General features: G+C 59.9%; 26 protein-coding genes and 1 tRNA gene. 11 read left to right on the top strand and 16 right to left on the bottom strand.

Features of this window, described 5'->3' with window-relative positions; all coding sequences use genetic code 11:
- The first annotated feature begins 89 nt into the window (after nucleotides 1-89).
- Together AB1748_RS05630 and AB1748_RS05625 are read left to right on the top strand one after the other, a co-directional pair.
- Nucleotides 90-1,250, top strand: a complete 1,161-nt coding sequence (locus tag AB1748_RS05630) for a pyridoxal phosphate-dependent aminotransferase (protein ID WP_111140140.1) — start codon at nucleotides 90-92, stop codon at nucleotides 1,248-1,250.
- Nucleotides 1,238-2,005: an amidohydrolase gene (locus AB1748_RS05625; RefSeq protein ID WP_111140139.1), complete on the top strand. Its 768-nt coding sequence runs from the start codon at nucleotides 1,238-1,240 to the stop codon at nucleotides 2,003-2,005. The genes AB1748_RS05630 and AB1748_RS05625 overlap by 13 nt, the downstream gene beginning before the upstream one ends.
- 24 nt (nucleotides 2,006-2,029) lie before the next feature.
- Here the strand turns inward: AB1748_RS05625 and uraH are convergent, their stop codons facing one another.
- The 9 genes from uraH to hpxU form a co-directional block, all read right to left on the bottom strand.
- Entirely contained in the window at nucleotides 2,030-2,365 is a 336-nt protein-coding gene (gene uraH / locus AB1748_RS05620) for a hydroxyisourate hydrolase (RefSeq protein ID WP_111140138.1), read from the bottom strand.
- The gene (gene uraD, locus AB1748_RS05615) at nucleotides 2,362-2,856 is read right to left on the bottom strand and encodes a 2-oxo-4-hydroxy-4-carboxy-5-ureidoimidazoline decarboxylase (protein ID WP_367396107.1); all 495 of its coding nucleotides are present in this window, start codon (nucleotides 2,854-2,856) and stop codon (nucleotides 2,362-2,364) included. Before uraD ends, uraH begins: the two co-directional genes overlap by 4 nt.
- A gap of 2 nt (nucleotides 2,857-2,858) precedes the next feature.
- Nucleotides 2,859-4,112 (bottom strand): allantoate amidohydrolase, encoded by a 1,254-nt coding sequence (gene hpxK, locus AB1748_RS05610; protein ID WP_111140136.1) that lies wholly within the window; start codon nucleotides 4,110-4,112, stop codon nucleotides 2,859-2,861.
- Complete coding sequence (locus AB1748_RS05605) at nucleotides 4,109-5,344, bottom strand: alanine--glyoxylate aminotransferase family protein (RefSeq protein WP_111140135.1); 1,236 nt, start codon at nucleotides 5,342-5,344, stop codon at nucleotides 4,109-4,111. Before AB1748_RS05605 ends, hpxK begins: the two co-directional genes overlap by 4 nt.
- 21 nt (nucleotides 5,345-5,365) lie before the next feature.
- Nucleotides 5,366-6,097 carry an amino acid ABC transporter ATP-binding protein gene (locus AB1748_RS05600; RefSeq protein WP_111140134.1) on the bottom strand — a complete coding sequence of 244 codons (732 nt, stop codon included), beginning with the start codon at nucleotides 6,095-6,097 and terminating at the stop codon, nucleotides 5,366-5,368.
- Complete coding sequence (locus AB1748_RS05595; RefSeq protein WP_367396322.1) at nucleotides 6,078-6,734, bottom strand: amino acid ABC transporter permease; 657 nt, start codon at nucleotides 6,732-6,734, stop codon at nucleotides 6,078-6,080. Before AB1748_RS05595 ends, AB1748_RS05600 begins: the two co-directional genes overlap by 20 nt.
- Complete coding sequence (locus AB1748_RS05590) at nucleotides 6,734-7,402, bottom strand: amino acid ABC transporter permease (RefSeq protein ID WP_128086599.1); 669 nt, start codon at nucleotides 7,400-7,402, stop codon at nucleotides 6,734-6,736. Before AB1748_RS05590 ends, AB1748_RS05595 begins: the two co-directional genes overlap by 1 nt.
- Before the next feature lie 10 nt (nucleotides 7,403-7,412).
- Nucleotides 7,413-8,198 (bottom strand): transporter substrate-binding domain-containing protein, encoded by a 786-nt coding sequence (locus tag AB1748_RS05585; RefSeq protein ID WP_367396106.1) that lies wholly within the window; start codon nucleotides 8,196-8,198, stop codon nucleotides 7,413-7,415.
- Nucleotides 8,199-8,389: 191 nt separating this feature from the next.
- Nucleotides 8,390-9,229, bottom strand: coding sequence for a MurR/RpiR family transcriptional regulator HpxU (gene hpxU, locus AB1748_RS05580; protein WP_128086597.1), 840 nt, complete (start codon nucleotides 9,227-9,229; stop codon nucleotides 8,390-8,392).
- Nucleotides 9,230-9,367: 138 nt separating this feature from the next.
- On the opposite strand from hpxU, the gene AB1748_RS05575 reads away from it, so the two are divergent.
- From AB1748_RS05575 to hpxZ, 4 genes are read left to right on the top strand one after another with little or no spacing between them, the layout of a single operon-like run.
- Nucleotides 9,368-10,954 (top strand): gamma-glutamyltransferase family protein, encoded by a 1,587-nt coding sequence (locus AB1748_RS05575; RefSeq protein WP_367396105.1) that lies wholly within the window; start codon nucleotides 9,368-9,370, stop codon nucleotides 10,952-10,954.
- A gap of 12 nt (nucleotides 10,955-10,966) precedes the next feature.
- Nucleotides 10,967-11,149, top strand: coding sequence for an oxalurate catabolism protein HpxX (hpxX, locus tag AB1748_RS05570; RefSeq protein ID WP_111140128.1), 183 nt, complete (start codon nucleotides 10,967-10,969; stop codon nucleotides 11,147-11,149).
- Nucleotides 11,146-12,543 carry an AtzE family amidohydrolase gene (locus AB1748_RS05565; RefSeq protein ID WP_367396104.1) on the top strand — a complete coding sequence of 466 codons (1,398 nt, stop codon included), beginning with the start codon at nucleotides 11,146-11,148 and terminating at the stop codon, nucleotides 12,541-12,543. Before hpxX ends, AB1748_RS05565 begins: the two co-directional genes overlap by 4 nt.
- On the top strand, nucleotides 12,543-12,923 hold the full coding sequence (gene hpxZ / locus AB1748_RS05560) for an oxalurate catabolism protein HpxZ (protein WP_367396103.1): 381 nt from the start codon (nucleotides 12,543-12,545) through the stop codon (nucleotides 12,921-12,923). Before AB1748_RS05565 ends, hpxZ begins: the two co-directional genes overlap by 1 nt.
- A 46-nt stretch (nucleotides 12,924-12,969) precedes the next feature.
- On the opposite strand, the gene puuE is transcribed toward hpxZ, so the two are convergent.
- Genes puuE through AB1748_RS05545 form a run of 3 tightly spaced genes read right to left on the bottom strand, consistent with a single transcriptional unit; the run spans nucleotide 12,970 to nucleotide 15,407 of the window.
- Nucleotides 12,970-13,923 carry an allantoinase PuuE gene (gene puuE / locus AB1748_RS05555; protein WP_111140125.1) on the bottom strand — a complete coding sequence of 318 codons (954 nt, stop codon included), beginning with the start codon at nucleotides 13,921-13,923 and terminating at the stop codon, nucleotides 12,970-12,972.
- 33 nt (nucleotides 13,924-13,956) lie between these two features.
- Entirely contained in the window at nucleotides 13,957-14,688 is a 732-nt protein-coding gene (hpxA, locus tag AB1748_RS05550) for an allantoin racemase (RefSeq protein WP_293770988.1), read from the bottom strand.
- The gene (locus AB1748_RS05545) at nucleotides 14,685-15,407 is read right to left on the bottom strand and encodes a GntR family transcriptional regulator (RefSeq protein ID WP_367396102.1); all 723 of its coding nucleotides are present in this window, start codon (nucleotides 15,405-15,407) and stop codon (nucleotides 14,685-14,687) included. Before AB1748_RS05545 ends, hpxA begins: the two co-directional genes overlap by 4 nt.
- A gap of 144 nt (nucleotides 15,408-15,551) precedes the next feature.
- Between AB1748_RS05545 and AB1748_RS05540 the strand changes: the two genes are divergently transcribed.
- Nucleotides 15,552-17,060 carry an NCS1 family nucleobase:cation symporter-1 gene (locus AB1748_RS05540; RefSeq protein WP_111140122.1) on the top strand — a complete coding sequence of 503 codons (1,509 nt, stop codon included), beginning with the start codon at nucleotides 15,552-15,554 and terminating at the stop codon, nucleotides 17,058-17,060.
- A gap of 48 nt (nucleotides 17,061-17,108) precedes the next feature.
- Here AB1748_RS05540 and AB1748_RS05535 read toward each other — a convergent pair.
- Together AB1748_RS05535 and dnaQ are read right to left on the bottom strand one after the other, a co-directional pair.
- Nucleotides 17,109-17,185: transfer RNA gene (locus AB1748_RS05535), tRNA-Asp, on the bottom strand.
- A gap of 134 nt (nucleotides 17,186-17,319) precedes the next feature.
- Entirely contained in the window at nucleotides 17,320-18,051 is a 732-nt protein-coding gene (gene dnaQ, locus AB1748_RS05530; RefSeq protein ID WP_293770993.1) for a DNA polymerase III subunit epsilon, read from the bottom strand.
- Between the two features lie 54 nt (nucleotides 18,052-18,105).
- Between dnaQ and rnhA the strand changes: the two genes are divergently transcribed.
- The gene (gene rnhA / locus AB1748_RS05525) at nucleotides 18,106-18,573 is read left to right on the top strand and encodes a ribonuclease HI (protein ID WP_111140120.1); all 468 of its coding nucleotides are present in this window, start codon (nucleotides 18,106-18,108) and stop codon (nucleotides 18,571-18,573) included.
- On the opposite strand, the gene AB1748_RS05520 is transcribed toward rnhA, so the two are convergent.
- The gene (locus tag AB1748_RS05520) at nucleotides 18,555-19,292 is read right to left on the bottom strand and encodes a class I SAM-dependent methyltransferase (protein WP_111140119.1); all 738 of its coding nucleotides are present in this window, start codon (nucleotides 19,290-19,292) and stop codon (nucleotides 18,555-18,557) included. The genes rnhA and AB1748_RS05520 overlap by 19 nt on opposite strands.
- 42 nt (nucleotides 19,293-19,334) lie before the next feature.
- Here AB1748_RS05520 and gloB point away from each other — a divergent pair, with 42 nt between their 5' ends.
- A complete protein-coding gene (gene gloB, locus AB1748_RS05515) occupies nucleotides 19,335-20,090 on the top strand; it encodes a hydroxyacylglutathione hydrolase (RefSeq protein ID WP_367396321.1) in 756 nt (251 codons plus the stop codon).
- A 71-nt stretch (nucleotides 20,091-20,161) separates the two neighbouring features.
- A complete protein-coding gene (gene mltD, locus AB1748_RS05510) occupies nucleotides 20,162-21,538 on the top strand; it encodes a murein transglycosylase D (RefSeq protein ID WP_111140118.1) in 1,377 nt (458 codons plus the stop codon).
- 94 nt (nucleotides 21,539-21,632) lie between these two features.
- Here the strand turns inward: mltD and AB1748_RS05505 are convergent, their stop codons facing one another.
- Nucleotides 21,633-22,424, bottom strand: a complete 792-nt coding sequence (locus AB1748_RS05505) for an endonuclease/exonuclease/phosphatase family protein (RefSeq protein WP_367396101.1) — start codon at nucleotides 22,422-22,424, stop codon at nucleotides 21,633-21,635.
- Between the two features lie 248 nt (nucleotides 22,425-22,672).
- On the opposite strand from AB1748_RS05505, the gene yafC reads away from it, so the two are divergent.
- Nucleotides 22,673-23,575: a DNA-binding transcriptional regulator YafC gene (yafC, locus tag AB1748_RS05500; protein ID WP_111140116.1), complete on the top strand. Its 903-nt coding sequence runs from the start codon at nucleotides 22,673-22,675 to the stop codon at nucleotides 23,573-23,575.
- The last annotated feature ends 5 nt before the right edge of the window (nucleotides 23,576-23,580 follow it).

Here is a 23,580-nt window from a genome sequence, read left to right as displayed (position 1 = left end):
GTCTTGATTGCCAAATACTATCATCCTGTTTATAGTGGCACAAACCCCGGGTGACACCGCATCAATCTTCGCGCTTAAGGCCTGACACCATGACGCAGCACAACCTGATCCCCGAGAGTAAGCTTCCTTTACTCGGCACCACGATTTTCAGCCAGATGAGTGCGCTGGCTCAGCAGCACAACGCCATCAACCTCTCGCAGGGCTTTCCTGATTTCAGCGGTCCCGACTATCTGCAGCAGCGGCTGGCGTTTCATGTCAGCCAGGGGGCAAACCAGTATGCGCCGATGACCGGTGTGCTGCCGTTGCGTGAGGCGATTGCTGAGAAAACCGCGCGGCTTTATGACTACCGGCCAGATGCTGAGACGGAGGTGACGGTGACGGCGGGCGCCACCGAGGCGCTCTATGCGGCGATTACCGCGCTGGTGCGGCCGGGCGATGAGGTGATCTGCTTCGATCCCAGCTACGACAGCTATGCGCCTGCGGTCGCGCTGGCGGGCGGCATTATGAAACGCATTGCGCTGCAGCCGCCCGCTTTCCGCGTCGACCGGGCAGCCTTTGCTGCCCTGCTGAGTGACAAAACCCGATTGGTGATCCTGAACACGCCACACAATCCGTCTGCCACCGTCTGGCAGCAGCAGGATTTCGCCGCGTTGTGGGAGGCGATTGCCGCCCGGCCGATCTATGTGCTGAGCGACGAAGTCTATGAGCATATCTGCTTCGATGAGGCGGGCCACGCCAGCGTGCTGGCCCATCCTGAGCTGCGTCAGCGGGCCATAGCGGTCTCCTCGTTTGGCAAAACTTTCCATATGACCGGCTGGAAAGTGGGTTACTGCATTGCGCCTGCGGCGATCAGCGCCGAGCTGCGCAAGGTGCATCAGTACCTGACCTTCTCAGTGAATACCCCGGCGCAGCTGGCGATGGCGGATATGCTGCGTGAGCATCCGGAACATTATTATGCGCTGCCGGCGTTTTATCGCGACCGCCGCGACAGGCTGGCAACGGCGCTGGCCGCCAGCCGTTTTAAGGTTTTGCCCTGCCAGGGCACCTACTTCCTGCTGGTGGATTACAGTGCCATTTCTGACCTGGATGATGTCAGCTTTTGCCAGTGGCTGACCCGCGAAGTGGGTGTCGCCGCGATCCCACTCTCGGTGTTCTGCGCCGCCCCTTTTCCTCATAAACTGATTCGCCTCTGTTTTGCTAAACAGCCGGCGACCCTGGATGCCGCCGCGGAGCGCCTATGTCAGCTTTAAAAATTACGCTGTTGCAGGAGACACTGAGCTGGATGGATGGCGAAGCCAATCTGCGCCATTTCGACGCGCAGCTGGCCGGTCTCACCGGCCGCGATCTGATTATCCTGCCGGAGATGTTTACCACCGGCTTTGCGATGGAGGCCGCGAAAAGCTCGCTGCCCGAGGCGCAGGTGATTGAATGGCTGCATCAGCATGCCCGGCGCACTGATGCCCTGATTGGCGGCAGCGCGGCGATCCAGACCGAAAACGGCGCGGTAAACCGTTTCCTGCTGGTCGCGCCCGACGGCACGGTGCATCAGTATGATAAGCGCCACCTGTTCCGGATGGCGGATGAGCATCACCACTATCTGCCCGGCGAGCAGCGTCAGGTGTTTGCGTGGCGCGGCTGGCGGATCCTGCCACAGATCTGTTATGACCTGCGCTTCCCGGTCTTCTCACGCAACCGCAACGATTACGACCTGGCACTCTACGTCGCCAACTGGCCTGCGCCGCGTGCGCGGCACTGGCAGGCGCTGCTGTTAGCGCGGGCGATTGAAAATCAGGCCTACGTGGCAGGCTGCAACCGCGTCGGCAGCGACGGCAATCAGCATCACTACAGCGGCGACAGCCAGATTATCTCCCCGCAGGGCGAGATCCTCAGCGCGGCCGAGCCGCATCAGCGCGCCCGGCTGGATGCCGAACTGTCGCTGGAGACGCTCAACGCCTACCGCGAGCGCTTCCCGGCCTGGCAGGATGCGGATCGTTTTTCGCTGTAGAACCCTGGCGCGGCAGTCAGCGCCTCAGCTGCCGCGATAGGTCGACCAGGACCAGGGCGAAATCAGAAACGGCAGGTGGAAATGGCTGCCCGCCTCGGCAATCACGAAATCGATCTGCGCGCTGACGTAGAGCGCATCCCGACCGGCGACGGCGAAATAGTCGCCGATCTCTGCAGTTAACCGGTAGTGACCCGGTGACAGCGGTTCGGGCGTCAGATCTTTCAGCCGCCCGTCGCTGTCGGTCGTCCCCTCCGCCACCGGAAACCACCCTTCGGGGCTGTTCTGCTCCAGGGAAATCGCGACGCCACAGGCGGGTTTGCCCAGCGCCGTGTCCAGAATGTGGGTGGTGATGGTACTCATCGGATTGTCTCCTTAAGGCGTAACAGGGTAATTTCACGCAGCTGATCCAGCGTCTCCTGCTGTTCATCAGCCTCGCTGTTCTGCAACCGGCGCTGTAACGCGGCCAGCATCTCTTCGCCACTGCGCCCCCTGGCGCGGATCAGAAACACCCGGCCAAAACGCGCTTCGTACCGCTGATTGCCCTGCTGCATCGCCTGCTGCAGGGCGTGACCGGCCTGCTGCATCGCGGACTGCTCGCTACGCGACAGGGCCGCCTCTTTATCCGCGCCCTCTGCGCGCTCGCCGATGCGGGGATGGGCCGTGAGCGCGGCCTGTAACTCAGGCTGCTGCCACTGCCGGGCCAGCGCATCGGCCACCGCCAGCAGCGCCTCTGTGCTGGCAAAAGGCCGGGCGGCCACCAGCGCCTGCTGCCAGTGGGGGATCGCCACGCAGTGCCGGATGGCGGCCCGGGCCTCGTCGGCGGCGAGCCGGTTAAATGTGGCTAATTCCATCTTCAGCTCCGCCCGGCAATCAGCGAGACCGCCTGCAGATAAGCCTGCAGTGCAGGTGCCACATCGTCCACCGCCACCGACTCCGCCGGATGGTGACTGATGCCGCGATGGTTACGCACAAAGAGCATGCCGACCGGCCAGCGTTCGGCGATAGCGATGGCGTCGTGTCCGGCCCCGCTCGGCAGCGAAAGCGTGCGCCCCTGCACCGTTTCCACCGCGTGACTCAGCGCCTGTTGCAGCGCGGAGTCGCAGGCAGTGGCGCCGATGCGGTAATATTCGTTCGACGCAAAACGAAGCCCGCGCCGCAGCGCAATCGCCTCCGCCTGAGTTAACAGGCTGGAGAGCAGCGTCTCCAGCGGATGATCCTGCGGGCCGCGCACATCCAGCGACAGCGACACCTCACCAGGGATGACGTTCACCGCGCCCGGCGCACAGTTCAGGGTGCCGACGGTCGCCACCAGCTGCGGATCCTGCTCCCGGGTGGTCTGCTCAATAAAGACCATCCACTCTGCGGCGGCAGCCAGCGCATCTTTGCGGTGGGTCATGGGCACCGTCCCCGCATGTCCCGCCTCCCCGGTAAAGCGGCAGTTAAGGCGGCGCGCACCGTTGATCGCCGTGACGACGCCCAGCGCCAGATCCGCCTGCTCCAGGCAGGGACCCTGCTCGATATGCAGCTCAAGATAGCCGACGATATCCTCAACCCGACGCGCGGCGGCGGCGATCTGACTGCTGTCGAGACCGACATCGGCCATCGCCTGCGCCACCGTGATGCCGTTGCCGTCAGGATGGGTGATCCAGCTCTGTGGCCAGCTGCCGGTAATGCCACGGCTGCCAAGCAGCGTGATGCCGAAACGGGTGCCCTCTTCGTCACCAAAGCCGATCACCTCAATCGCCAGCGGCAGGCGGCACTGATGTTCGTGCAGCCACTGTACGGTTTCGATGGCGCTGAGCACGCCCAGCATCCCGTCGTAACGTCCCGCGTTGCGCACGGTGTCGAGATGCGAACCCAGCAGCAGAGCAGGCGCGCCCGCGTCAGCCGCTTCGTAGCGCCCACAGATATTGCCGACCTCATCCTGCCACACCCGCATGCCTGCCGCCTGCATCCACTCACCGACGCAGGCGTTGGCGCGCAGATGCTCGGGTGAGAGGTAGACGCGGGTCAGCCCCTCTGCCGTTTCGCTGATCGCCGCCAGCGCATCGCAGCGCGCCATCACGCGCTCTGCAGCGGACCGGGCTTCGCTGGCGCTCATCATCATGCGTGACTCCCGTAGTGATCCCACGCGGCCTGGGCGCCAGCGCCCTGTGGCGTGCGATAGCCGACGTGGGTCAGCACCGTCTCCAGCGCCGACAGGGTCTGCATCACGCAATCTTTACGTGCGTTGTAGCCCATGGTGCCGATGCGCCAGACCCTGCCATGCAGCGGGCCAAACGAAGTGCCGATCTCAATGCCGAAATCCTCCAGCATCAGCTTGCGCACCTGGTCGCCATTCACGCCGGAGGGGATCATCACGCCCAGCACGTTATTCATTTTATGTTTCAGGTCGCCAAAGGTTTCCAGCCCCATTCCCTGAATGCCTTTCAGCATTGCGTCGCCATGCAGCTTGTGACGGGCAATGCCGTTGTCCAGCCCTTCCTGCAGGATCAGACGGGCACACTCGCGCGCGCCAAACAGGGCGCTGGTCGCTTCCGTGTGATGGTTAAGCCGCTCCGGCCCCCAGTAATCCATGATCATGCCGAGATCGAAATAGTTGGAGTAGATCATCTCCTCGTCGCCATCCTGGTGCGCCTCCGTGCGGATCCCCTGCTCCACGCATTTGCGCTTGCGGATCACCGCTTCCATCTCTGCGCTCAGGGTGATCGGCGAGGTGCCCGAGGGGCCGCCCAGACACTTCTGCATCCCTGCCGACACCGCATCCAGCCCCCAGGCGTCCGTTTCCAGCGGGTTGCCCGCCAGCGACGCGGTGGCATCGGTGTAGAACAGCACGCCATACCGTTTGCAGATCGCTCCCAGCTGCTCCAGCGGCTGCAGCATGGTGGTCGAGGTGTCGCCCTGTACCGTGAGCAGCAGACGCGGCCGCACTTTTTTAATCGCCTCTTCCACCTGATCGGGCGTAAAGACCTCGCCCCACGGCACTTCGATAGTGTGAACCTCGGCGCGACAGCGGCGGGCGATTTCACACAGCAGATGACCGAAGCGGCCAAACACCGGCACCAGCACTCTGTCACCCGGCCGGATAGCGGAGAGCAGGATCGCCTCAATACCGGCGCGTGACGTGCCATCGATCAGCAGCGTCCAGCGGTTTTCGGTGCGGAACACGCCGCGATAAAGCGCCATCACCTCGTTCATGTAGTGGGTCATGGCGGGATCGTACTGACCCAGCAGCTGACTCGACATGGCGCGCAGAACGCGAGGATCGGCATTGATCGGGCCTGGCCCCATCAGCAGACGCTGTGGCGGATTCAGTTGCGGGAATTGGGTAATATCCATCATCGTTTCCTTTAGAGAGGCTCAGAGACGCACCGAAGAGATAAACTGCTTCAGCTCCGGCGACTGCGGCTGAGCGAACACTGTTTTGCTGTCGCCCTGTTCCCAGACGCGCCCCTGATGCATAAAGACCACACGATCGCCCACGTCGCGGGCGAAGTTCATTTCATGCGTGACGAGGATCAGCGTCATCCCCTCTGCCGCCAGCTGCTCCAGTACCTTAAGGACTTCGCCTACCAGTTCGGGATCGAGCGCGGAGGTGATCTCATCACAGAGTAAAACTTTTGGCGTCATCGCCAGCGCACGGGCGATCGCCACCCGCTGCTGCTGACCACCGGAGAGACTGCCCGGATAGTAGTTAAGCCGCTCGCCCAGCCCGACTTTTTCCAGCATCTGCGTTGCCAGCGCCCGGCATTCGGCATCACTCTTTTTCAGCACCCGGCGCGGGGCCAGCATCACGTTTTCCAGCGCCGTCATGTGCGGAAACAGGTTGAAGTTCTGAAATACCATCCCGACCGAGCGGCTGATTTCACGCGCCTGCGAGTCGCGATCGGTAATGGTCATCCCGCCGAGCTTGATGCTGCCCTCCTGGTAGCCCTCCAGCCCGTTCATGCAGCGCAGCAGCGTGCTTTTACCCGACCCGCTGCGACCGATGATTGAGATCACCTCGCCCATGTCGATATCCAGATCCACGCCTTTCAACACATGGTTGTCGCCGTAATATTTTTGCACCTGATTAATGGTGATGAGCGGCATTGAATTTTTTCTCCAGATACTGGCTGTAACGGGACAGCGGATAACACATCAGGAAGTAGCCCAGCGCCACCAGCCCGAAAACTTTAAACGGCTGATAGGTCACGTTGTTCAGAATGGTGCCCGCTTTGGTCAGCTCGATAAAACCGATAATCGACGCCAGCGCGGTGCCCTTGATCACCTGAACGGCAAACCCCACCGTGGGCGCGATGCCAATGCGGATCGCCTGCGGAGCAATCACCCGCCACAGCGTCTGACCAAAGGTCAGCCCGAGGCAGCGCGACGCTTCCCACTGCCCCTTCGGCAGGGCGCGGATACTGCCGTACCAGATATCGATCAGAAACGCGCTGGTGTAGAAGGTCAGCGCCAGCGACGCCGCGGTCCAGGGCGCGACATCGATGCCGAACAGGCCGACACCGAAAAAGGCCAGGAAGAGCTGCATCAGCAGCGGCGTGCCCTGAAACAGCGCGGTGTAGCCGCGAATGATGCGCGTCAGCCACCGGCGCTGCAGCAGGCGCATAAACAGCAGCGGCAGCGTCACCAGCGTGCCGCCGGCAAAGGCCACCAGCGACAGTAACAGGGTCCAGCGCGCCGCCAGCAGCAGGTTGCGCAGAATGTCCCAGTCGGTAAAGGTCGTCATCATGAGGGCTGCACTCCAAACCATTTACGGCCAATCGCCAGCAGCAGATGGCGCATCGCAATCGACAACGCCAGGTAGATCAGCGTGGTCACCAGATAGACCTCAAAACTTAAGAAGGTGCGCGACTGGATCAGGTTGGCGGCAAAGGTCAGCTCCTCATAGGAGACCTGCGACACCACCGACGAGCCCAGCATGACGATGATGCACTGGCTCACCAGCGCCGGATAAATGCGCTGCAGCGCCGGGGGCAGCACCACCCGCAGGAAGGTCTGGCTGCGGGTTAAACCCAGCACCCGCCCCGCTTCCCACTGCCCTTTCGGCGTCACCTGAATCCCGGCACGGATAATCTCTGTGCTGTAAGCCCCGAGGTTGATCAGCATCGCCAGCAGCGCCGCCTCACCTGCCGTAAGCTTCAGCCCCAGCGCCGGCAGACCAAACACGATAAAGAACAGCTGCACGACAAACGGCGTGTTGCGGATCAGCTCGACATAGATGCCCCAGAGGCGGCTCATCCAGCCTGGTTTGCCGCTGCGCAGCGCCGCGCCCGCAATCCCAATCGCCACGCCGCCGGTCGTCGCCAGCACCGTCAGCTGAATGGTGACCCAGAGGCCGGAGAGCAGCTCCGGCCAGTATGGCCACAGGGCGGGAAAGTTAAGTTGCCCGGTCATGAATCGCTCCTCAGGCGCCGAGGTTCGCGGGCAGCGGCGCTTTCAGCCACTCTTCAGAGAGTTTATTCAGGGTGCCATCTTTAATGCCCTGCTCAATCAGTTCGTTTACTTTCGCTTTCAGCGCAGGCTGATCTTTCTTCAGGCCGATATAGCAGGGCGAATCTTTCAGCATAAACTGCGCGACGGGCGCTTTGGCCGGATTCTGACGCGCGATCGCGGCGACCACGAGGTTGCCGGTAGCCACATACTGCACCTGACCGGAGAGATACGCGGACAGCGTAGTGTTGTTATCTTCGTAACGTTTCACCTGCGCATCTTTCGGCGCCACGTCGCTCAGCACCATATCCTCGACCGCTCCGCGCGTGACGCCGATCGACTTGCCGCTCAGGGCCGCTGCCGCCTTGATTTCGTCGCCTTTCGGCCCGAACACGCCCAGGAAGAACGGCGCATAGGCGCGGGTAAAGTCGATCACTTTTTCCCGCTCGGCGTTTTTACCCATGCTGGAGATCACCAGATCGACCTTGTCGGTCTGCAGGTAAGGCACGCGGTTGGCACTGCTGACCGGCACCAGCTGCAACTTAAGTTTCATCTGCTTTGCCAGGTATTTCGCCATATCGATGTCATACCCCTGCGGCTGCAGATCGGTACCCACCGAACCAAACGGCGGGAAATCCTGCGGCACGGCAACGCGGATGACGCCGCGCTTCTGAATATCCTGCAGTTGATCGGCCAGCGCGCTTCCCGTCTGCGCCATCAGTAACGCCGCTGCGGCAACCGCCATCAGAACTTTTTTCATTATGCACCCCGGTGAGATTAACGTGAAACAAAAGATTCTTTGAACTGGAATCTGCAACTAATGTGCCAACCCGGCTGGCAGGAAAAAAAAGGATAAACGCGGCGGTTCGGGGTGAAAAGCGGGCGTAACCGGGGCAGTTACGCCGTAGCGGGGATGTACTGAAATGGGGCAAAGCACCAAAAGGGTGCCTGTTAACGGTGCTCCAGCTCGTCAAACTGCTGATAAAGATCCGCGATCTGATGAATACGCTGACGTCCCTGGGCCAGGGTTTCATGTAGCAGCGCGTTTGCCAGCAGGTTGACCAGGCTCATGGCGGCGCTGTAGCTGTCAAAGGCGGAGACGCTGTCCAGCGGCGTACAGAGCTGCCAGCGCGCCAGCGCCATCACCGTCTGCGCCTGCGGCTCACACAGCACCAGCACCGGCACCGCAGCGGCCTGAAGCTGCTGCATCAGCGGCCGGATAATACGGGGACGACGACGAAACGCCATCACCACTACCATATCTTCCGGGGTGATATCCACCAGCTCCTCAGCCAGCGTCTGGCCCGGCTGCGGCAGGATATGCACCTGGGAACGCGCCTGCACCAGCTGCTGACGCAGGTGCAGCGCCACCGGATAGGCGTTGCGCATGCCGATGATAAAGACGCGCTTCGCCTGCGCCATCTGCCCGACCACCTCACTGAACTGCCGGGCATCCAGGCTGTTGACCCACTGCGTCAGGTTGGCCATCTCCTGCTTGTAGTGGCGCGCCAGCAGCGTGTTGCCCTGCACGGCATCGCGGTTATCGGTCAGCGGCATGCCGCTCTGACGCAGGATGCGCAGCTCATCACGCATATCCTTATATTTTTCATAGCCCAGACGCTTAAACAGCCGACTGACCGTGGCTTTCGACACGCCGCTGAGCCGCGCCAGCTCGGCGCTGTTGTAGCTGATCAGATCGTCGAAGTGGTCAAAAACGAAGTCGGCAATACGCTGCTCCTGCGGCGAAAGCTGGGGATAGTGACTTCTGAGTCGTTCATCAAGCTGTTTCATAACCCGTCCTGTAACTTTTGTTTCAGCAGAAGCTAGCACAATTTACGCCAGGTTAACCGCCGCAATCTCTGTCCGGGATGAAAACTGGAACAGCTCTTGCTTCATCAGAGATTCTGTTACCCGAAGAACGAGTGAACGATGATTCAGAGCAATATGGCCCCGCAGGGGATGGCGGTGACCCCGCACCATCTGGCGAGTGAGAGTGCGCTGGCGGTGCTGCGTGATGGCGGCAACGCCATTGAGGCGATGGTGGCAGCGGCGGCGACCATCGCCGTGGTCTATCCGCATATGAATGGACTGGGCGGCGACGGCTTCTGGCTGATTCTGCCGCCCAACGGGGAGCCGGTGGCTATCGACGCCAGTGGCGCAGCCGGTGCGCTGGCCCACTGCGATTTCTACGCGGATCACCCGACGATCCCCCATCGCGGGCCGAAGGCGGCGCTGACCGTGGCCGGTACGGTCAGTGGCTGGCAGGAGGCGCTGGCGATCTCTGAAGAGATGGGCAGCCCGATGCTGCCGCTGGCGCGCCTGCTGCGGGATGCCATCCGCTACGCCGCCGACGGTATTCCGGTCACGGCGTCGCAGACCGCCGCGACCACCACGTTTCGCCATGAGTTACAGCATCAGCCCGGCTTCAGCGCCACTTTTATGCCCGACGGCAACGTACCGCAGCCAGGCAGTCGTTTCACCCAGCCCGCCCTGGCGCAGACGCTGAGTCTGCTGAGCGAACAGGGGCTCGACAGCTTCTATCGCGGCGCGCTGGCGCATCATATGGCCGATGAGATGGCTACGCTGGGTATGCCCGTTACGCTGGCGGACCTTCAGCAGCATCGTGCCCGCCGCACAACGCCGCTGCATCTCAGTCACAGCGAAGGCGACATCTGGAATATCACCCCGCCCACTCAGGGCATGGTGTCGCTGGCGATCCTCAGCATCACCGATCGTCTGGAGATGGCCGGCGCGGATGACGCGCAGACGGTGCACCGCATCGTGGAGGCCACCAAAAAAGCCTTTGCGCTGCGCGATCAGCACATCACCGATCCGCGTCACGTCAAAGAAGATTTACAGGCGCTGCTGGACAGCGACCACCTTGCCACGCTGGCCAGCCAGATTGCGGATGGCGAAGCCGCCGACTGGGGCCGTGGACGCGGCCCGGGCGACACCGTCTGGATGGGCGTCATGGACAGCAGCGGTCTGGCGGTGTCGTTTATTCAGAGCATCTATCACGAATTTGGCAGCGGTGTCGTGCTGCCCGGCACCGGGATCACCTGGCAGAACCGTGGCGCCGCGTTCAGCCTCGACCCGGATCATCTGCTGGCGCTGGCGCCCGGTAAGCAGCCATTTCATACCCTCAACCCCGCCGCGGCACGCCTGAAAGATGGCCGTACGCTGGTCTACGGCGCGATGGGCGGCGACGGGCAGCCGCAGACCCAGGCGGCGATCTTTACCCGCCATGTGATTCAGGGGCTGCCGCTTCAGCAGGCGGTAAGTGCGCCGCGCTGGCTGCTGGGCCGCACCTGGGGACAGTCATCCGACTCGCTGAAACTGGAAGGCCGCTTTGATGCCGAAACGGTTTCGCGGCTGCGTCAGTGGGGGCACGAGGTGGAACTGCTGCCGGACTTCAGCGAATCCGTGGGCCATGCGGGAGCCATCGTGCGCCACAGCAACGGCATGTTCGAAGGTGCCAGCGATCCGCGCAGCAACGGCAGCGCCGCCGGTTTTTAACAGGAGCGAATCATGAATCAACACGACTGGGCCAGCTACATCGGCCATATGGAGCAGATCCTGCAGCTGGAACTGGATGAGGCCCGGCGCGCCGAGCTGCTGATCCAGCTTTCGCGCATTGCAGAGATGGCGGCGCCGCTGATGGCGTTTCCGCTGGATGACCGGCTGGACGTGGCAGGAGTCTATCAGGCATGAACTTAAGTGACGTTTCGATTCAGACCCTGCAGCGGGCGATCCAGCAGGGTGAGATCAGTGCGCATGAGGTGGCGCAGCACACGCTGCAGGCGATTGAGCAGCATAATCCGGCGCTGAACGCCTGGACGGCGGTGACCGGGCCGCGCATGCTGCAGGAAGCCCGCGCGGTGGATGCACAGCGGCAGCGTGGCGAGTCCCTGCCGCCGCTGGCGGGCATCCCCTATGCCGTGAAAAACCTGTTTGACGTGGCGGGTCACAGCACGCTGGCCGGCGCCAGCCTGTTCCGCGATCGTCCGGCCGCGCAGACCGATGCCTTTGCTGTCGATAAGCTGCGGCACGCGGGCGCACTGCTGTCGGGCATGCTGAACATGGATGCCTACGCCTACGGCTTTACCACCGAGAACAGCCACTATGGCGCGACACGCAATCCCCGCGATCTCAGCCGCGTGGCGGGCGGCTCGTCCGGTGGCTCCGCGGCCGCCGTGGCCGCCGGGCTGGTGCATTTTTCACTGGGCACCGACACCAACGGCTCGATTCGGGTGCCCGCGTCGCTGTGCGGCATTTTTGGCCTTAAGCCCACCTTTGGCCGCCTCTCGCGCAGCGGCAGCCATCCTTTTGTCGCCAGCCTGGACCATATCGGCCCTCTGGCCCGCCGGGTGGATGACCTCGCGCTGGTCTATGACCAGTTGCAGGGTGCCGATCCCGCTGATGCGTTTCAGGCGAATCATCCGCAGGCCGCCACGCTGCCTTCGCTGGCTCAGGGCAGCGAAGGCTTACGCTGCGGCGTGCTCGGCGGCTTTTTTGCCCGCTGGTGCGATGAGGATGCCCGCGCCGCCGTCGCGGCGGGTGCGGCCGCGCTGAACGCGCATGAAGAGGTGCTGATGCCGGAGGCGGAACTGGCACGCTCGGCGGCGTTTATCATGACCGCCGCAGAGGGCGGCAATCACTATCTGCCCGCCCTGCGCCAGGTGCCTGAGCAGTTTGAACCGAACTCACGCGAGCGTCTGCTGGCCGGTGCGATGATGCCGGGAGCCTGGTATGTGCAGGCGCAGCGTTTCCGTCGCCATTTCCGGCAGCAGGTGTTACCGCTGTTCGACCGTTTCGATGTGCTGATCGCCCCGGCGACGCCCTGCAGCGCGATCGCGATCGGTCAGCAGACGCTGTCGATCCAGGGCGAGTCGCTGCCGGCTAAAGCGAGTATGGGCATGCTGACGCAGCCGATCTCCTTCCTGGGTCTGCCGGTCTGTACCGTGCCGCTGGCGACCCGGAGTGGCCTGCCGATTGGCTTACAGCTTATCGGCCGGCCTTTTGATGAAGAGGCGGTGTTACGTGCCGCCTGGACACTGGAACAACGCGGTATCACCCTGCCGCAAATCACGATGGCTGGAGCCTGATGAACAGAGAGATTAATTTACCGCAGGTGGTGAACGAGGTGACGGCGCAGTTTTATCGCTACGAGCAGGCGCTGGTCAGTAATGATGTCGCTGAACTGGATGCGCTGTTCTGGCATGACGCGCGCACCGTGAGACTGGGGGCGGGTGAAAACCTGTATGGCATTGATGAGATCCGCGCGTTCCGCGCCGCGCGCCCCTCAGCCGGGCTGAACCGGACGCTGCGAAATACCGTCATCACCACCTTTGGCGAGGATTTTGCGGTCTGCAGCACCGAATTTACCCGCGACGGCAGCGAGAAAACGGGCCGCCAGCAGCAGACCTGGGTGCGGATGCCGCACGGCTGGTGCATCGTGGCGGCGCAGGTCAGCCTGATGAGCTGAGCCTTCTGACGCCTGACCCCGAAAAGGGCCAGGCGTCATCGCCGCGTCAGGGCGCCGGGTGTGTCGCGATCCAGTGGTCGGCGATCTGCTGGCGGGTACAAATCCAGACATCGTCGTGCTGCTGGATGTGATCGAGAAACTTCTGCAGCGCGCGGAATTTGCCCGGTCGCCCCAGCAGGCGGCAGTGCATGCCTATCGACATCATCTTCGGCGCGGTTTTGCCCTCTTCATAGAGCACATCGAAACTGTCACGCAGATAGGTGAAGAACTGGTCGGCCGTGTTGAAGCCCTGCGGCGTGGCAAAGCGCATGTCGTTGCACTCCAGGGTGTAGGGGATGATCAGGTGTGGTTTCACCGTGCCATCCTGACAGGTTACCTGCGTCCAGAAAGGCAGATCGTCGCCGTAGTAGTCGCTGTCATAGCTGAAGCCCCCCTGCTCCACCACCAGACGACGGGTATTCGGGCTGTCGCGACCGGTGTACCAGCCGGTGGGCGCTTTGCCAAAGAGATCCACCAGCACATCGACCGCCTGCTGCATGTGCTGACGTTCGGTTTTTGCATCCATGCCCTGATAGTGGATCCAGCGCCAGCCGTGGCTGACCACATCGTAATCGGCCTGCTTAATCGCCTCTACGATCTCCGGATGACGCGCCAGCGCCATCGCGACGCCAAACACCGTCAGCGGCAGGCCACGCGTCTGAAACTCGTTGTGGATGCGCCAGAATCCGGCGCGGGATCCATACTCATACAGCGACTCCATCGACATGTGCCGATCGCTATAGCTGGCGGCGCCGATGATGTCGGAGAGGAACTGCTCTGAACCGGCGTCGCCGTGCAACACGCTGTTTTCAGCGCCCTCTTCGTAGTTCAGGACAAACTGCACCGCCACGCGGGCGTTGCCTGGCCAGGCGGCGTGCGGTGGATGAGCACCATAACCGATTAAATCGCGCGGATAGTTTTTGTTAAAACTGTACTCTTTCTTCTCTGCAGCGTCAGTCATCACTCGCTTCCTGTCTTAAGTCTGAACGTTCCGTTAGTTTAGATGCTCAAAGGCACCTGAGAGAGGTTTCTGCAAAGGCCAGGCCAGATCGCCCTGTTTGCTGGTGCCAAAGCCCAGCGCCACCAGCGACTCCACCATTTTCACCGCCGCACTGACGCCATCGATCACCGGCATATCAAGTTCCCGGGTCAGCGAAGCCGCCAGCGTCGCCATGCCGCCGCAGCCCAGCACGATCGCGCCGCTGCCATCTTCACGTTTCGCCTGTATACAACGCTGCCGCACTTTCTCCTGAGCCAGACCGCTGCCATCCTCCAGCGCCAGCACCGGCAAATCGATCGCATGCAGTGCAGCACAGTGATGGGTAAAGCCATACTGCTGCAGCAGATGGCGCGCAATGATCAGGGTGCGCGGCAGCGTGGTGACGACAGAGAACCGGGTCGCCAGCAGCGTGGCGGTGTGCATCGCCGCTTCCGCAATGCCAATCACCGGGCCGCTGGCCAGCTCGCGTGCCGCCAGCAATCCCGGATCGCCGAAGCAGGCGATGACGTGGCCACTGACGCCCTGCGCCCTGCCCAGCTTAACCTGCTCCAGCACGCCGATGGCGGCGATCGCCTCGTCGAAATGTCCTTCGATGGAGGGGACGCCCTGCGAGGGTGAAACGGCCAGAATCTCCGTACCCGGCGCGGCGACGGCCCGTGCGGCCTGACCGATGGTTTCGGTCATCGCCAGGCTGGTGTTGGGGTTGATGACCTGAATGATGCTCATGAGGCCGCTCCGAAGTCTGCGGCAAACAGCCGGGAAAAATCGGGAAGGGTTTCGCCGCTGCGCTCAAAATGCAGGCTGGAAACGATGTGGTCAAAATGGTGCTGCAGCGCCTCAGTCAGCGGCTGGAGTGCACGCGCACGCAGCCGTTGCAGCAGCGTGGCGTGGTCGTCGCAGCGACAGCCCCGCTGCCAGGGCGCGCCATACGCGGCAATCACCAGCGATGAGCGCTGCGTCAGGCTGGTGACCATGCCGGTCAGCACCTGATTGCCGGAGATCGCCTGCAACTGAATATGAAACGCCGCCGAAAGCCGGATGGCCGCCGGGCCATCATGGCTGGCGTGCGCCTCGTTCTCCTGCGCGATGAGCTGCTCCAGCGCCACCAGATGCGGTGGCTGAAGATGCGCCAGCACGGCGGGCAGATTGCCGCACTCGATTAAGCTGCGGGTGGTGAAGATCTCCCGCGCCTCATCGACACCCGGCGTGGAAACCTGCGCACCACGTTTGGGCGTCAGAGTCACCATCTGCACCGCCGCGAGGCGTTGCAGCACTTTGCGGATGCCGGTGCGGCTGACGCCAAAGACGCCGGAAAGGGCCTCTTCCGGCAGCTTGCTGCCCGGCGGCAGCTGGTGCTCAACGATGGCGTTCATCAGCGCCTGGTAAATCCTTTCATCTTTATCCTGTAGTCTGGCCGCGTCATGCTGGCCTGTTTTATTGGTCATCACCTGCTCCGGTCGCCTTCTGTCTGTCGCCTATCGTATACGCGAAAAGAAAATATTGTATACAGGAAAAGCAATCTGGCCTGAATCCTGCAATACCCCTTTACCAGATTATTCATTTCACTCTCGGGTAGAGGAGCAGGTTTTATGCCAGAACATTCCAAAGTGGCCAGCACGGCCTCTGAAACCAGTGCCCGTTACAGCCCACGGCTCTGTAACGATGACCTGGCCCCCACGCGCGATCAGAACTGGTCGTGGTACAACATTTTCTCCTTCTGGATGTCGGACGTGCACAGCATGGGCGGCTATGTGGTGGCCGCCAGCTTCTTTACGCTGGGCCTCGCCAGCTGGCAGGTACTGCTCTGCCTGCTGGCCGGGATCTGCATTGTGCAGATCTGTGCCAATCTGGTGGCGAAACCGAGCCAGATGGCGGGCGTGCCCTATGCGGTGATCTGTCGTCAGGCATTTGGCGTGTTTGGCGCCAACATCCCGGCGGTGATCCGTGGATTGATTGCGTTTGCGTGGTATGGCATCCAGACCTATCTGGCGGCGAATGCGCTGATGCTGGTGCTGCTGAAGTTCGCGCCGTCGCTGAACGCAATGACGGAGCCGCACTGGCTGGGACTGTCGCTGCTGGGCTGGTGCTGTTTCGGGGTGATGTGGTTACTGCAGGCGATGGTGTTCTGGCACGGCATGAACGCCATTAAACGGTTTATCGACGTGGCCGGACCGGCGGTCTATGTGGTGATGGTGGCGCTGGCGGGCTGGATTGTATACCAGACCGGTTTTGATGGGATCTCCTTTACCCTCGCCAGCAAATCGCTTTCACCAGGCGAACAGACGTGGCAGATGATCACGGCGACGGCGCTGGTCGTCTCCTACTTCTCCGGGCCGCTGCTGAACTTCGGTGACTTCTCCCGCTACGGCAAAAACATGTCAGAGATCCGGCGCGGCAATCGCTGGGGCCTGCCGTTTAACTTCCTGCTCTTCTCGGTCGTCACGGTGGTCATCGTCTCCGGTACGCAGTCACTGTTTGGCAGGATGATTACCGATCCTATCGAGACGGTCAGCATGGTTGGCAACGATCTGGCCGTGGCGATTGGCTTACTGACCATGATTACCGCCACCATCGGCATCAATATCGTGGCGAACTTTGTCTCGCCCGCGTTTGACTTCTCCAACTGTTCACCACAGAAAATCAGCTTCCGCACCGGCGGCATGATCGCCGCAGTAGGCTCGGTGCTGCTGACGCCGTGGAACCTCTTCCAGTCACCTGAGCTGATCCACTACACCCTCGACGTGCTGGGATCCTTTATCGGGCCGCTGTTCGGGATTTTGCTGACCGATTTCTATCTGATTAAACGTGGACGTATCTCGGTCGACGATCTGTTTAACGATACGCCGTCAGGCCGCTACTGGTATCGCGGGGGCTTCAATCCCAAAGCGATCGCCGCGCTGCTGCCGTCGGTGGCGATCTGCCTGGTGATCAGCTTTATTCCTTCCCTGCATGAGGTAGCAAACTTCAGCTGGTTTATCGGTGCCGGACTGGCGGCAGGCTGTTATCGCTTTATCGCCCGTGAAGAGCGCGAGGCGGGAGATGACGCGCGCTGGCATCATGAAGGCATAACGCCGAAGAAACAGGCCGCCGTGGAATAGCAGACAGCAAAAAGCCGATTCATTTCTGAATCGGCTTTTTTAAAAGATTGGCGGAACGGACGGGGCTCGAACCCGCGACCCCCTGCGTGACAGGCAGGTATTCTAACCAACTGAACTACCGCTCCGCGCTTTGTTCCCCGTCGAGAACGAGGCGCATAGTAATCGGAGGCTGGTACGGCGTCAACGCTTTTTCCTGGCGAATAAATCGTTTGCTGTTTTTTTCAACTTGTCGCTGTTTTTATCCGCAAAATCACAGGGTTCAGCCACGCCACAGGCAGCTGCCGCCCTTTTTCATCACCAGATCCAGACGGGACTCATGGGCAACCACCTCTTCCTCGCTGGCCGTCACGACCCGCAGTGCAGAGGCGGGACGCACGATGCGCTGGATGCTTTCACCCTGCGCCTGACGGGCGCTTTCACTTTCTGACAGGAAGGAGAGCGATGTCTGCCCGCCGGTCATGGTCAGGAAGACTTCCGCCAGAATCTCGGCATCGAGCAGTGCGCCGTGCAGGGTACGTTTGCTGTTATCTATCTCGTAGCGTGAGCAGAGTGCATCGAGGCTGTTACGCTTGCCGGGGAACATGCGACGCGCCAGGGCGAGGCTGTCAGTGATCTTACAAAAGTCTTCGGTTTTCTCAATGCCGCGGTTCAGCTTTGCAAACTCATAGTCCATAAAGCCGATATCAAACGGGGCATTGTGGATCACCAATTCCGCCCCCCGGATATAGTCCAGGAACTCATCCGCAATCTCGCTGAAGGCGGGCTTGTCGGCCAGGAACTCATCTGCAATGCCGTGAACGCCAAAGGCTTCAGGATCCACCAGCCGATCGGGCTTGAGGTACATATGGAAATTGTTACCGGTCAGGCGACGGTTGATCACCTCCACCGCACCAATTTCGATGATGCGGTGCCCCTCATAATGTGCCCCGATCATGTTCATGCCGGTGGTTTCAGTATCGAGAACGATCTGGCGGTTATTTGCAGTGCTCATAAGACCCGTTTTATGTCAGACTTGGCGTTTTTGTCAGAAGGAAGTCTACCAGAGATGCGCAAACAGGTAGAAATATTCACCGATGGATCCTGCCTGGGTAATCCCGGCCCCGGCGGTTATGGGGCGATTTTACGCTACGGCCAGCATGAAAAAACCTTCAGTGCGGGCTATCGTCTCACGACTAATAACCGGATGGAGCTGATGGCGGCCATCGTCTCGCTGGAGGCGCTCACCCAGCCGTGCGACGTGGTACTCAGTACCGACAGTCAGTATGTGCGTCAGGGGATCACCAGCTGGATCCATAACTGGAAAAAGCGCGGCTGGAAAACGGCCGACAAAAAACCGGTGAAGAATGTCGATCTCTGGCAGCGTCTCGACGCCGCGCTCAGTACGCACAAGATTCAGTGGGAGTGGGTCAAAGGCCACGCCGGTCATCCGGAGAATGAGCGCTGCGACGTCCTGGCCCGCAGCGCGGCGGAGCATCCCGCCTTTGAGGATATCGGCTATAAAACCGAATCCTGATCGTCCGCCTGCCGGAACTGGCGGGTGGCGTTGACCGTCTGACGGATTTTGCTGGTGCTGAGGCTCTTCTTTGTCCGGGTCGGCAGCAGCGGGAAAGTACGTTTACGTGCCACCACAATGTTCAGACAGCCCAGCGCCGGTAAGTGGGTGCTGATCACTTTCCCACCCTGCCGATGCCAGGGCAGTACCTGAAACCGGGTGCGGTAAACTACCTCATAGTTCAGCAGTCCCAGCCAGTCGAGTAACCGCATCTGGCTGAACATTCGCCCGCTCCAGGGCGCTTTGCGCGTTAATCCCGGCACCATTTTACTTACGCCAAGCAGGCTGAAGGGATTAAACCCGCTGATGATCATCCAGCCATCGTCAATCAGCACCCGGTCAACTTCGCGTAATACCCGGTGCGGGTCCTGGCTCCAGGCCAGGGTATGAGCCATCAGGCAGGCGTCGATCGACTTCGATTCGAACGGCAGCTGCATCGGGTCGGCGAGCACCTGAAGCAGTTCACCTTCACGGCCTGCATTGACCTGATGTGAAATAGCGCAATTTTCCGTATTGATTTCTGCGCTGAGGTTGCCAAGCTTAAGCATATGAAAGCCATAGAGCTTTCCGAGGTAAGGCTGAAGCTGCTGCGTCAGCGCATCGCGGAAATAATCTCCCCACGGCATATCGCGCCACGACAGCGGTGCGTTCAGAACCTGGCGTGATTTAGCGGGCTTCATGCTTTACGCTCTTCCTTTTCCTGCGACCTGCGAGAGGTGATGATGAATCTTAACAGTATTCCTGCGTTGCAGGACAACTACATCTGGACACTGACTGATGATGAAGGTAAGTGCCTGATTACAGACCCTGGCGAAGCGCAGCCGGTGTTAGAAAAACTGGCCTCCAATGGCTGGCAGCCGGTGGCGATCCTGCTGACTCACCACCACAACGACCATACGGGTGGTGTCAAAACGCTGCGTGAGCATTTCCCCCAGCTGGAGGTCTACGGTCCCCCGGAGACGGTAGAGAAAGGCACGACGAGGGTGGTCAGCGAAGGCGATAAAGTTAACGTCATGGGCCTGACGTTCGACGTCATCCATACTCCCGGACACACTTTAGGACATATCTCATATTACAGTGCACCTTATCTTTTCTGTGGCGACACGCTCTTTTCCGGCGGCTGTGGGCGCCTTTTTGAAGGTACTGCAGAGCAGATGTATGATTCATTTCAAAAGCTTAATCAGCTTCCCGGTGAGACATTAGTCTGCTGCGCGCATGAATATACTTTATCTAACCTGAAGTTTGCTGCGGCTATTCTGCCCCATGACCCGCAGATAATGGCCGAATATCAGAAAATTAAGGACTTACGCGCTGAAAATGGCATCACTCTGCCAACAAAACTGGCGCATGAACGGTCAATAAATTTATTTCTCCGCACGCAAGATGTTGATTTACAAAGGGCATTAAACGTTAACGTTACTGATGAACCCGTATGGAAGACATTTGCTGTTCTACGCGAGAAGAAAGACGCTTTTTGATTTTTCGGGTTGTGTTGTGAAAAGCCGTCACGTATAGTTGCTCGTCTTTTAAGCGAACTATTGACACACACATGAAGGCTAAAGCGATCTTACTCGCCTCAGTCTTGCTGGTGGGATGTCAGGCGTCCAGGAACGATGCCAATATCCCCGAACAGCATGCACAGAGTCTGTCTTCAGCTGGTCAAGGTGAAAATGGAAAGTACGGAGACAAGTTTTTGTCGCCGCGATGGCAGGAAGATGGAACTGGCCTCGCAGCAGACGCAGATCTCTGGAGTTTCATTAGTGACGAGTTGAAGATGGGGATTCCGGAAAACCCGGCAATCCGCGAACAAAAAAGTAAATTTTTAAAAAATAAGAGCTATCTCCACGATGTAACATTACGGGCAGAGCCGTACATGTACTGGATAGTCGAGCAGATACAGAAACGTAAAATGCCGATGGAACTGGTACTGCTACCCATAGTGGAGAGCGCTTTTGACCCTCGGGCAACCTCATCTGCCAATGCCGCTGGCATCTGGCAAATCGTTGCTGCAACGGGTCGGAACTATGGTCTCAAACAGAATCAGTATTACGATGGGCGACGTGATGTGGTGGCATCCACAAAAGTTGCGCTGGATATGATGCAGCGTCTCAACACCATGTTTGACGGTGACTGGTTATTAACCATCGCAGCGTACAACAGTGGTGAGGGACGGGTACTCAAAGCGATTAAGCAGAATAAGGCGCGCGGTAAGCCGACTGACTTCTGGCATCTGTCGCTGCCACGCGAAACGACTGTGTATGTACCCAAAATGTTAGCGCTGAGTGAACTGCTGAAAAACAACAAGCGTTACGGTATCAAACTGCCGACACCTAACGAAAGCCGTGCGCTGGCACGCGTGGAAGTGGGTCAGCAGATACAGTTGACGCAGGCTGCCGAAATGGCAGGTATGTCGCTCACGAAACTCAAGAGCTTCAATACCGGCTACAAAGGCGGTGCCACCGCGCCAAACGGCCCGCACTATATTATGGTGCCGAAGTCGAATGTCGCGAAACTGCGCAACTCACTGGCATCCGGTGATATCGCAGCGGTACAGCCGACCCAGCTGGCGAAGGCCAGTGCAGGCGGCGGTTACAAGGTGCGACGGGGTGATACGCTTTCGGGCATCGCCTCAAAACTGGGCGTGAGTGTCTCGACACTGAAGCAGGATAACAACCTGCGCGGTGCTGATATCCGACCGGGTCAGACGCTGACCATCGGTTCGAACGGCACCCGACTGGCTGATAACGGCAACAGCATCACCTACCGTGTTCGTAAGGGTGATTCTCTTGACAGTATTGCCCGTCATCACGGCGTCAATATCAAAGACGTGATGCGCTGGAACAGTGTGCTCGACAGTGCGAAAGATATTCAACCCGGCGATAACTTAACGCTGTTTGTGAATAATAACGCAACACCCGATACCTGATACGTTGAAAAGGCTGACAAATGTCAGCCTTTTTTGTTTTTATCCCTCCGCCAGCCCCCCTCCCTTCTCTGGCAGACAGAGGGCCAGTGCCGCGCTAGCGTCCTGAACTGAACTCCACCAGTAAGGGATTATGGTCGGATGCGCGCGTCACCAGTACAGAAGCCTCACTGACGCTGAGATCGCGATAGAAGACGAAGTCCAGCGGGCGGCCAAAGGCTTTACGCCGATGGTCAGCCGTAAACATCACCTCTTTCAGCTTCATTCGCTGGGCAAAACGGTAGAGGGCGTTGATGCGCTGACGGCTCCAGGCGTTGAAATCCCCGGCCATAATCACTGGCCCCTGATGATGCATAATCTGTTCGCCGATCGGCCCCAGCTGTTTGCTGTAGACGTCAACGCCCAGACTGAAGTTGACCGCGTGGATGTTAACCACCATCAGCATTTCACCGGCTGGCAAAGGGTAGGCTGTGACCAGGGCCGACTTAGCGAGCCTCAGCAGCGGCTCACGCTCGCGTAACGGACAGCAGTAGACCGGATGGGCTGAGGCCAGCGTCATCACCCCAGAGGGATGCTGAGGCAGCACAAAGGCGGGTACCTGATCGGCAGCCAGATAATTGGTGGTCGCAAACTGCACCAGTTCAGGTGTGGTCTGGGCTTCCTGCAGTAACACCAGGTGAGCGTCCTTACCAAACCCTTCCAGAACCGACATCCAGTCTGCACGCTGCTGCTTGAAAATATTCCATACCAGAACCTTGAGAGTGGGATGCGCAGGCAATGGCGCGCCGGGAGGCAGTGCCTGACCGAGATGAAGCATCGCGCCAGGTGGAAAGATCTGCTCCACTGGTTGTCCTGCTACATATCGCATTGCATAAGTTTTTTTGCGCACTTTCCCGCCTGGCTGAGGATTCAGATTACAGTTAACACCTGTCTGTTATAGGGATTTTAGACCGGGGTTTCAATGGATGCAGGTGAATGTCAGAATTCATCACCCTTTTCCAGCATAAAACCGTCTCGTGAGGTTTGCTAAGCAAATCGGGGCAGATCGGGGGCAAGTGCTACGGACGCCTATACTGGTTACGATCTTATTGTCGGTCATAAACGGACGTGCAGGCCACGTCACTGCAGGGAGGAAGGATGAAGGCATCTTCTGACGAACTACAGGTGTTTGTCAGCGTAGTCGAAAGCGGGAGTTTCAGCCGTGCTGCGGAGCAACTGCAGATGGCCAACTCAGCCGTCAGCAGGACCATCAAAAAGCTGGAAAACAAGCTGGGTATCGCCCTGCTGACCCGCACGACACGCCAGCTGGCGCTGACGCAGGAGGGCGAGCGCTACTTCCGGCACGTTCAGCGTTTTTTGCAGGAGATGGCGACGGCAGAGAACGACTTAATCGAAAGTCTGCAGGAGCCAAAAGGATTGCTGCGGGTGGATGCCGCGACACCGGTCATTCTTCATCTGCTGATGCCGATGATTAAACCCTTCCGGCTACGCTATCCCGGGGTCACCCTTTCGCTGATCTCCTCAGAGAGTTTTATCAATCTGATCGAGCGAAAAGTGGATGTCGCGATCCGCGCGGGTAATCTGACCGACTCTACCCTGCGGGCCCGGCTGCTGTTTAACAGTTTTCGCAGGATCGTGGCTTCGCCCGCCTACCTGCGTGAGCATGGGACACCACAACAGGTCGCGGATCTGGACAATCATCACTGTCTGGCCTTCGATGACTCACCGCGCCTTAATCGCTGGCCGGTCAGCCGCGCGGATGGCGAACTCTACGATATAAACTGGGCTGTCTCTTCAAACAGTGGAGAGACGATCAAGCAGCTCTGCCTGACCGGCAATGGTCTCGCCTGTCTGTCGGATTATATGATCGATCGTGAGCTCGCAGCGGGAGAACTGGTGGAAGTACTCGCCGATCAGCGTCTGCCGGTCGAGATGCCGTTCAATGCGGTCTACTACAGTGATACCGGCGTAAGCCAGCGTGTGCGTGCCTTTATCGACTTTCTCAGTGAGTGGACAGCAGAGCAGACGTGGCGCAGCTGAGATCG

The organism is Pantoea sp. Ep11b (genome assembly GCF_040783975.1).
Classification (GTDB): Bacteria; Pseudomonadota; Gammaproteobacteria; order Enterobacterales; family Enterobacteriaceae; genus Pantoea.
This window is presented reverse-complemented; position numbering and strand designations above follow the sequence as displayed.

Bases quoted from the DNA above. Each gene is read 5' to 3' on its own strand.
- AB1748_RS05630 (WP_111140140.1), top strand. From the start codon at position 90: ATGACGCAGCACAACCTGATCCCCGAGAGTAAGCTTCCTTTACTCGGC.
- AB1748_RS05625 (WP_111140139.1), top strand. From the start codon at position 1,238: ATGTCAGCTTTAAAAATTACGCTGTTGCAGGAGACACTGAGCTGGATG.
- uraH (WP_111140138.1), bottom strand. From the start codon at position 2,365: ATGAGTACCATCACCACCCACATTCTGGACACGGCGCTGGGCAAACCC.
- uraD (WP_367396107.1), bottom strand. From the start codon at position 2,856: ATGGAATTAGCCACATTTAACCGGCTCGCCGCCGACGAGGCCCGGGCC.
- hpxK (WP_111140136.1), bottom strand. From the start codon at position 4,112: ATGATGATGAGCGCCAGCGAAGCCCGGTCCGCTGCAGAGCGCGTGATG.
- AB1748_RS05605 (WP_111140135.1), bottom strand. From the start codon at position 5,344: ATGGATATTACCCAATTCCCGCAACTGAATCCGCCACAGCGTCTGCTG.
- AB1748_RS05600 (WP_111140134.1), bottom strand. From the start codon at position 6,097: ATGCCGCTCATCACCATTAATCAGGTGCAAAAATATTACGGCGACAAC.
- AB1748_RS05595 (WP_367396322.1), bottom strand. From the start codon at position 6,734: ATGACGACCTTTACCGACTGGGACATTCTGCGCAACCTGCTGCTGGCG.
- AB1748_RS05590 (WP_128086599.1), bottom strand. From the start codon at position 7,402: ATGACCGGGCAACTTAACTTTCCCGCCCTGTGGCCATACTGGCCGGAG.
- AB1748_RS05585 (WP_367396106.1), bottom strand. From the start codon at position 8,198: ATGAAAAAAGTTCTGATGGCGGTTGCCGCAGCGGCGTTACTGATGGCG.
- hpxU (WP_128086597.1), bottom strand. From the start codon at position 9,229: ATGAAACAGCTTGATGAACGACTCAGAAGTCACTATCCCCAGCTTTCG.
- AB1748_RS05575 (WP_367396105.1), top strand. From the start codon at position 9,368: ATGATTCAGAGCAATATGGCCCCGCAGGGGATGGCGGTGACCCCGCAC.
- hpxX (WP_111140128.1), top strand. From the start codon at position 10,967: ATGAATCAACACGACTGGGCCAGCTACATCGGCCATATGGAGCAGATC.
- AB1748_RS05565 (WP_367396104.1), top strand. From the start codon at position 11,146: ATGAACTTAAGTGACGTTTCGATTCAGACCCTGCAGCGGGCGATCCAG.
- hpxZ (WP_367396103.1), top strand. From the start codon at position 12,543: ATGAACAGAGAGATTAATTTACCGCAGGTGGTGAACGAGGTGACGGCG.
- puuE (WP_111140125.1), bottom strand. From the start codon at position 13,923: ATGACTGACGCTGCAGAGAAGAAAGAGTACAGTTTTAACAAAAACTAT.
- hpxA (WP_293770988.1), bottom strand. From the start codon at position 14,688: ATGAGCATCATTCAGGTCATCAACCCCAACACCAGCCTGGCGATGACC.
- AB1748_RS05545 (WP_367396102.1), bottom strand. From the start codon at position 15,407: ATGACCAATAAAACAGGCCAGCATGACGCGGCCAGACTACAGGATAAA.
- AB1748_RS05540 (WP_111140122.1), top strand. From the start codon at position 15,552: ATGCCAGAACATTCCAAAGTGGCCAGCACGGCCTCTGAAACCAGTGCC.
- dnaQ (WP_293770993.1), bottom strand. From the start codon at position 18,051: ATGAGCACTGCAAATAACCGCCAGATCGTTCTCGATACTGAAACCACC.
- rnhA (WP_111140120.1), top strand. From the start codon at position 18,106: ATGCGCAAACAGGTAGAAATATTCACCGATGGATCCTGCCTGGGTAAT.
- AB1748_RS05520 (WP_111140119.1), bottom strand. From the start codon at position 19,292: ATGAAGCCCGCTAAATCACGCCAGGTTCTGAACGCACCGCTGTCGTGG.
- gloB (WP_367396321.1), top strand. From the start codon at position 19,335: ATGAATCTTAACAGTATTCCTGCGTTGCAGGACAACTACATCTGGACA.
- mltD (WP_111140118.1), top strand. From the start codon at position 20,162: ATGAAGGCTAAAGCGATCTTACTCGCCTCAGTCTTGCTGGTGGGATGT.
- yafC (WP_111140116.1), top strand. From the start codon at position 22,673: ATGAAGGCATCTTCTGACGAACTACAGGTGTTTGTCAGCGTAGTCGAA.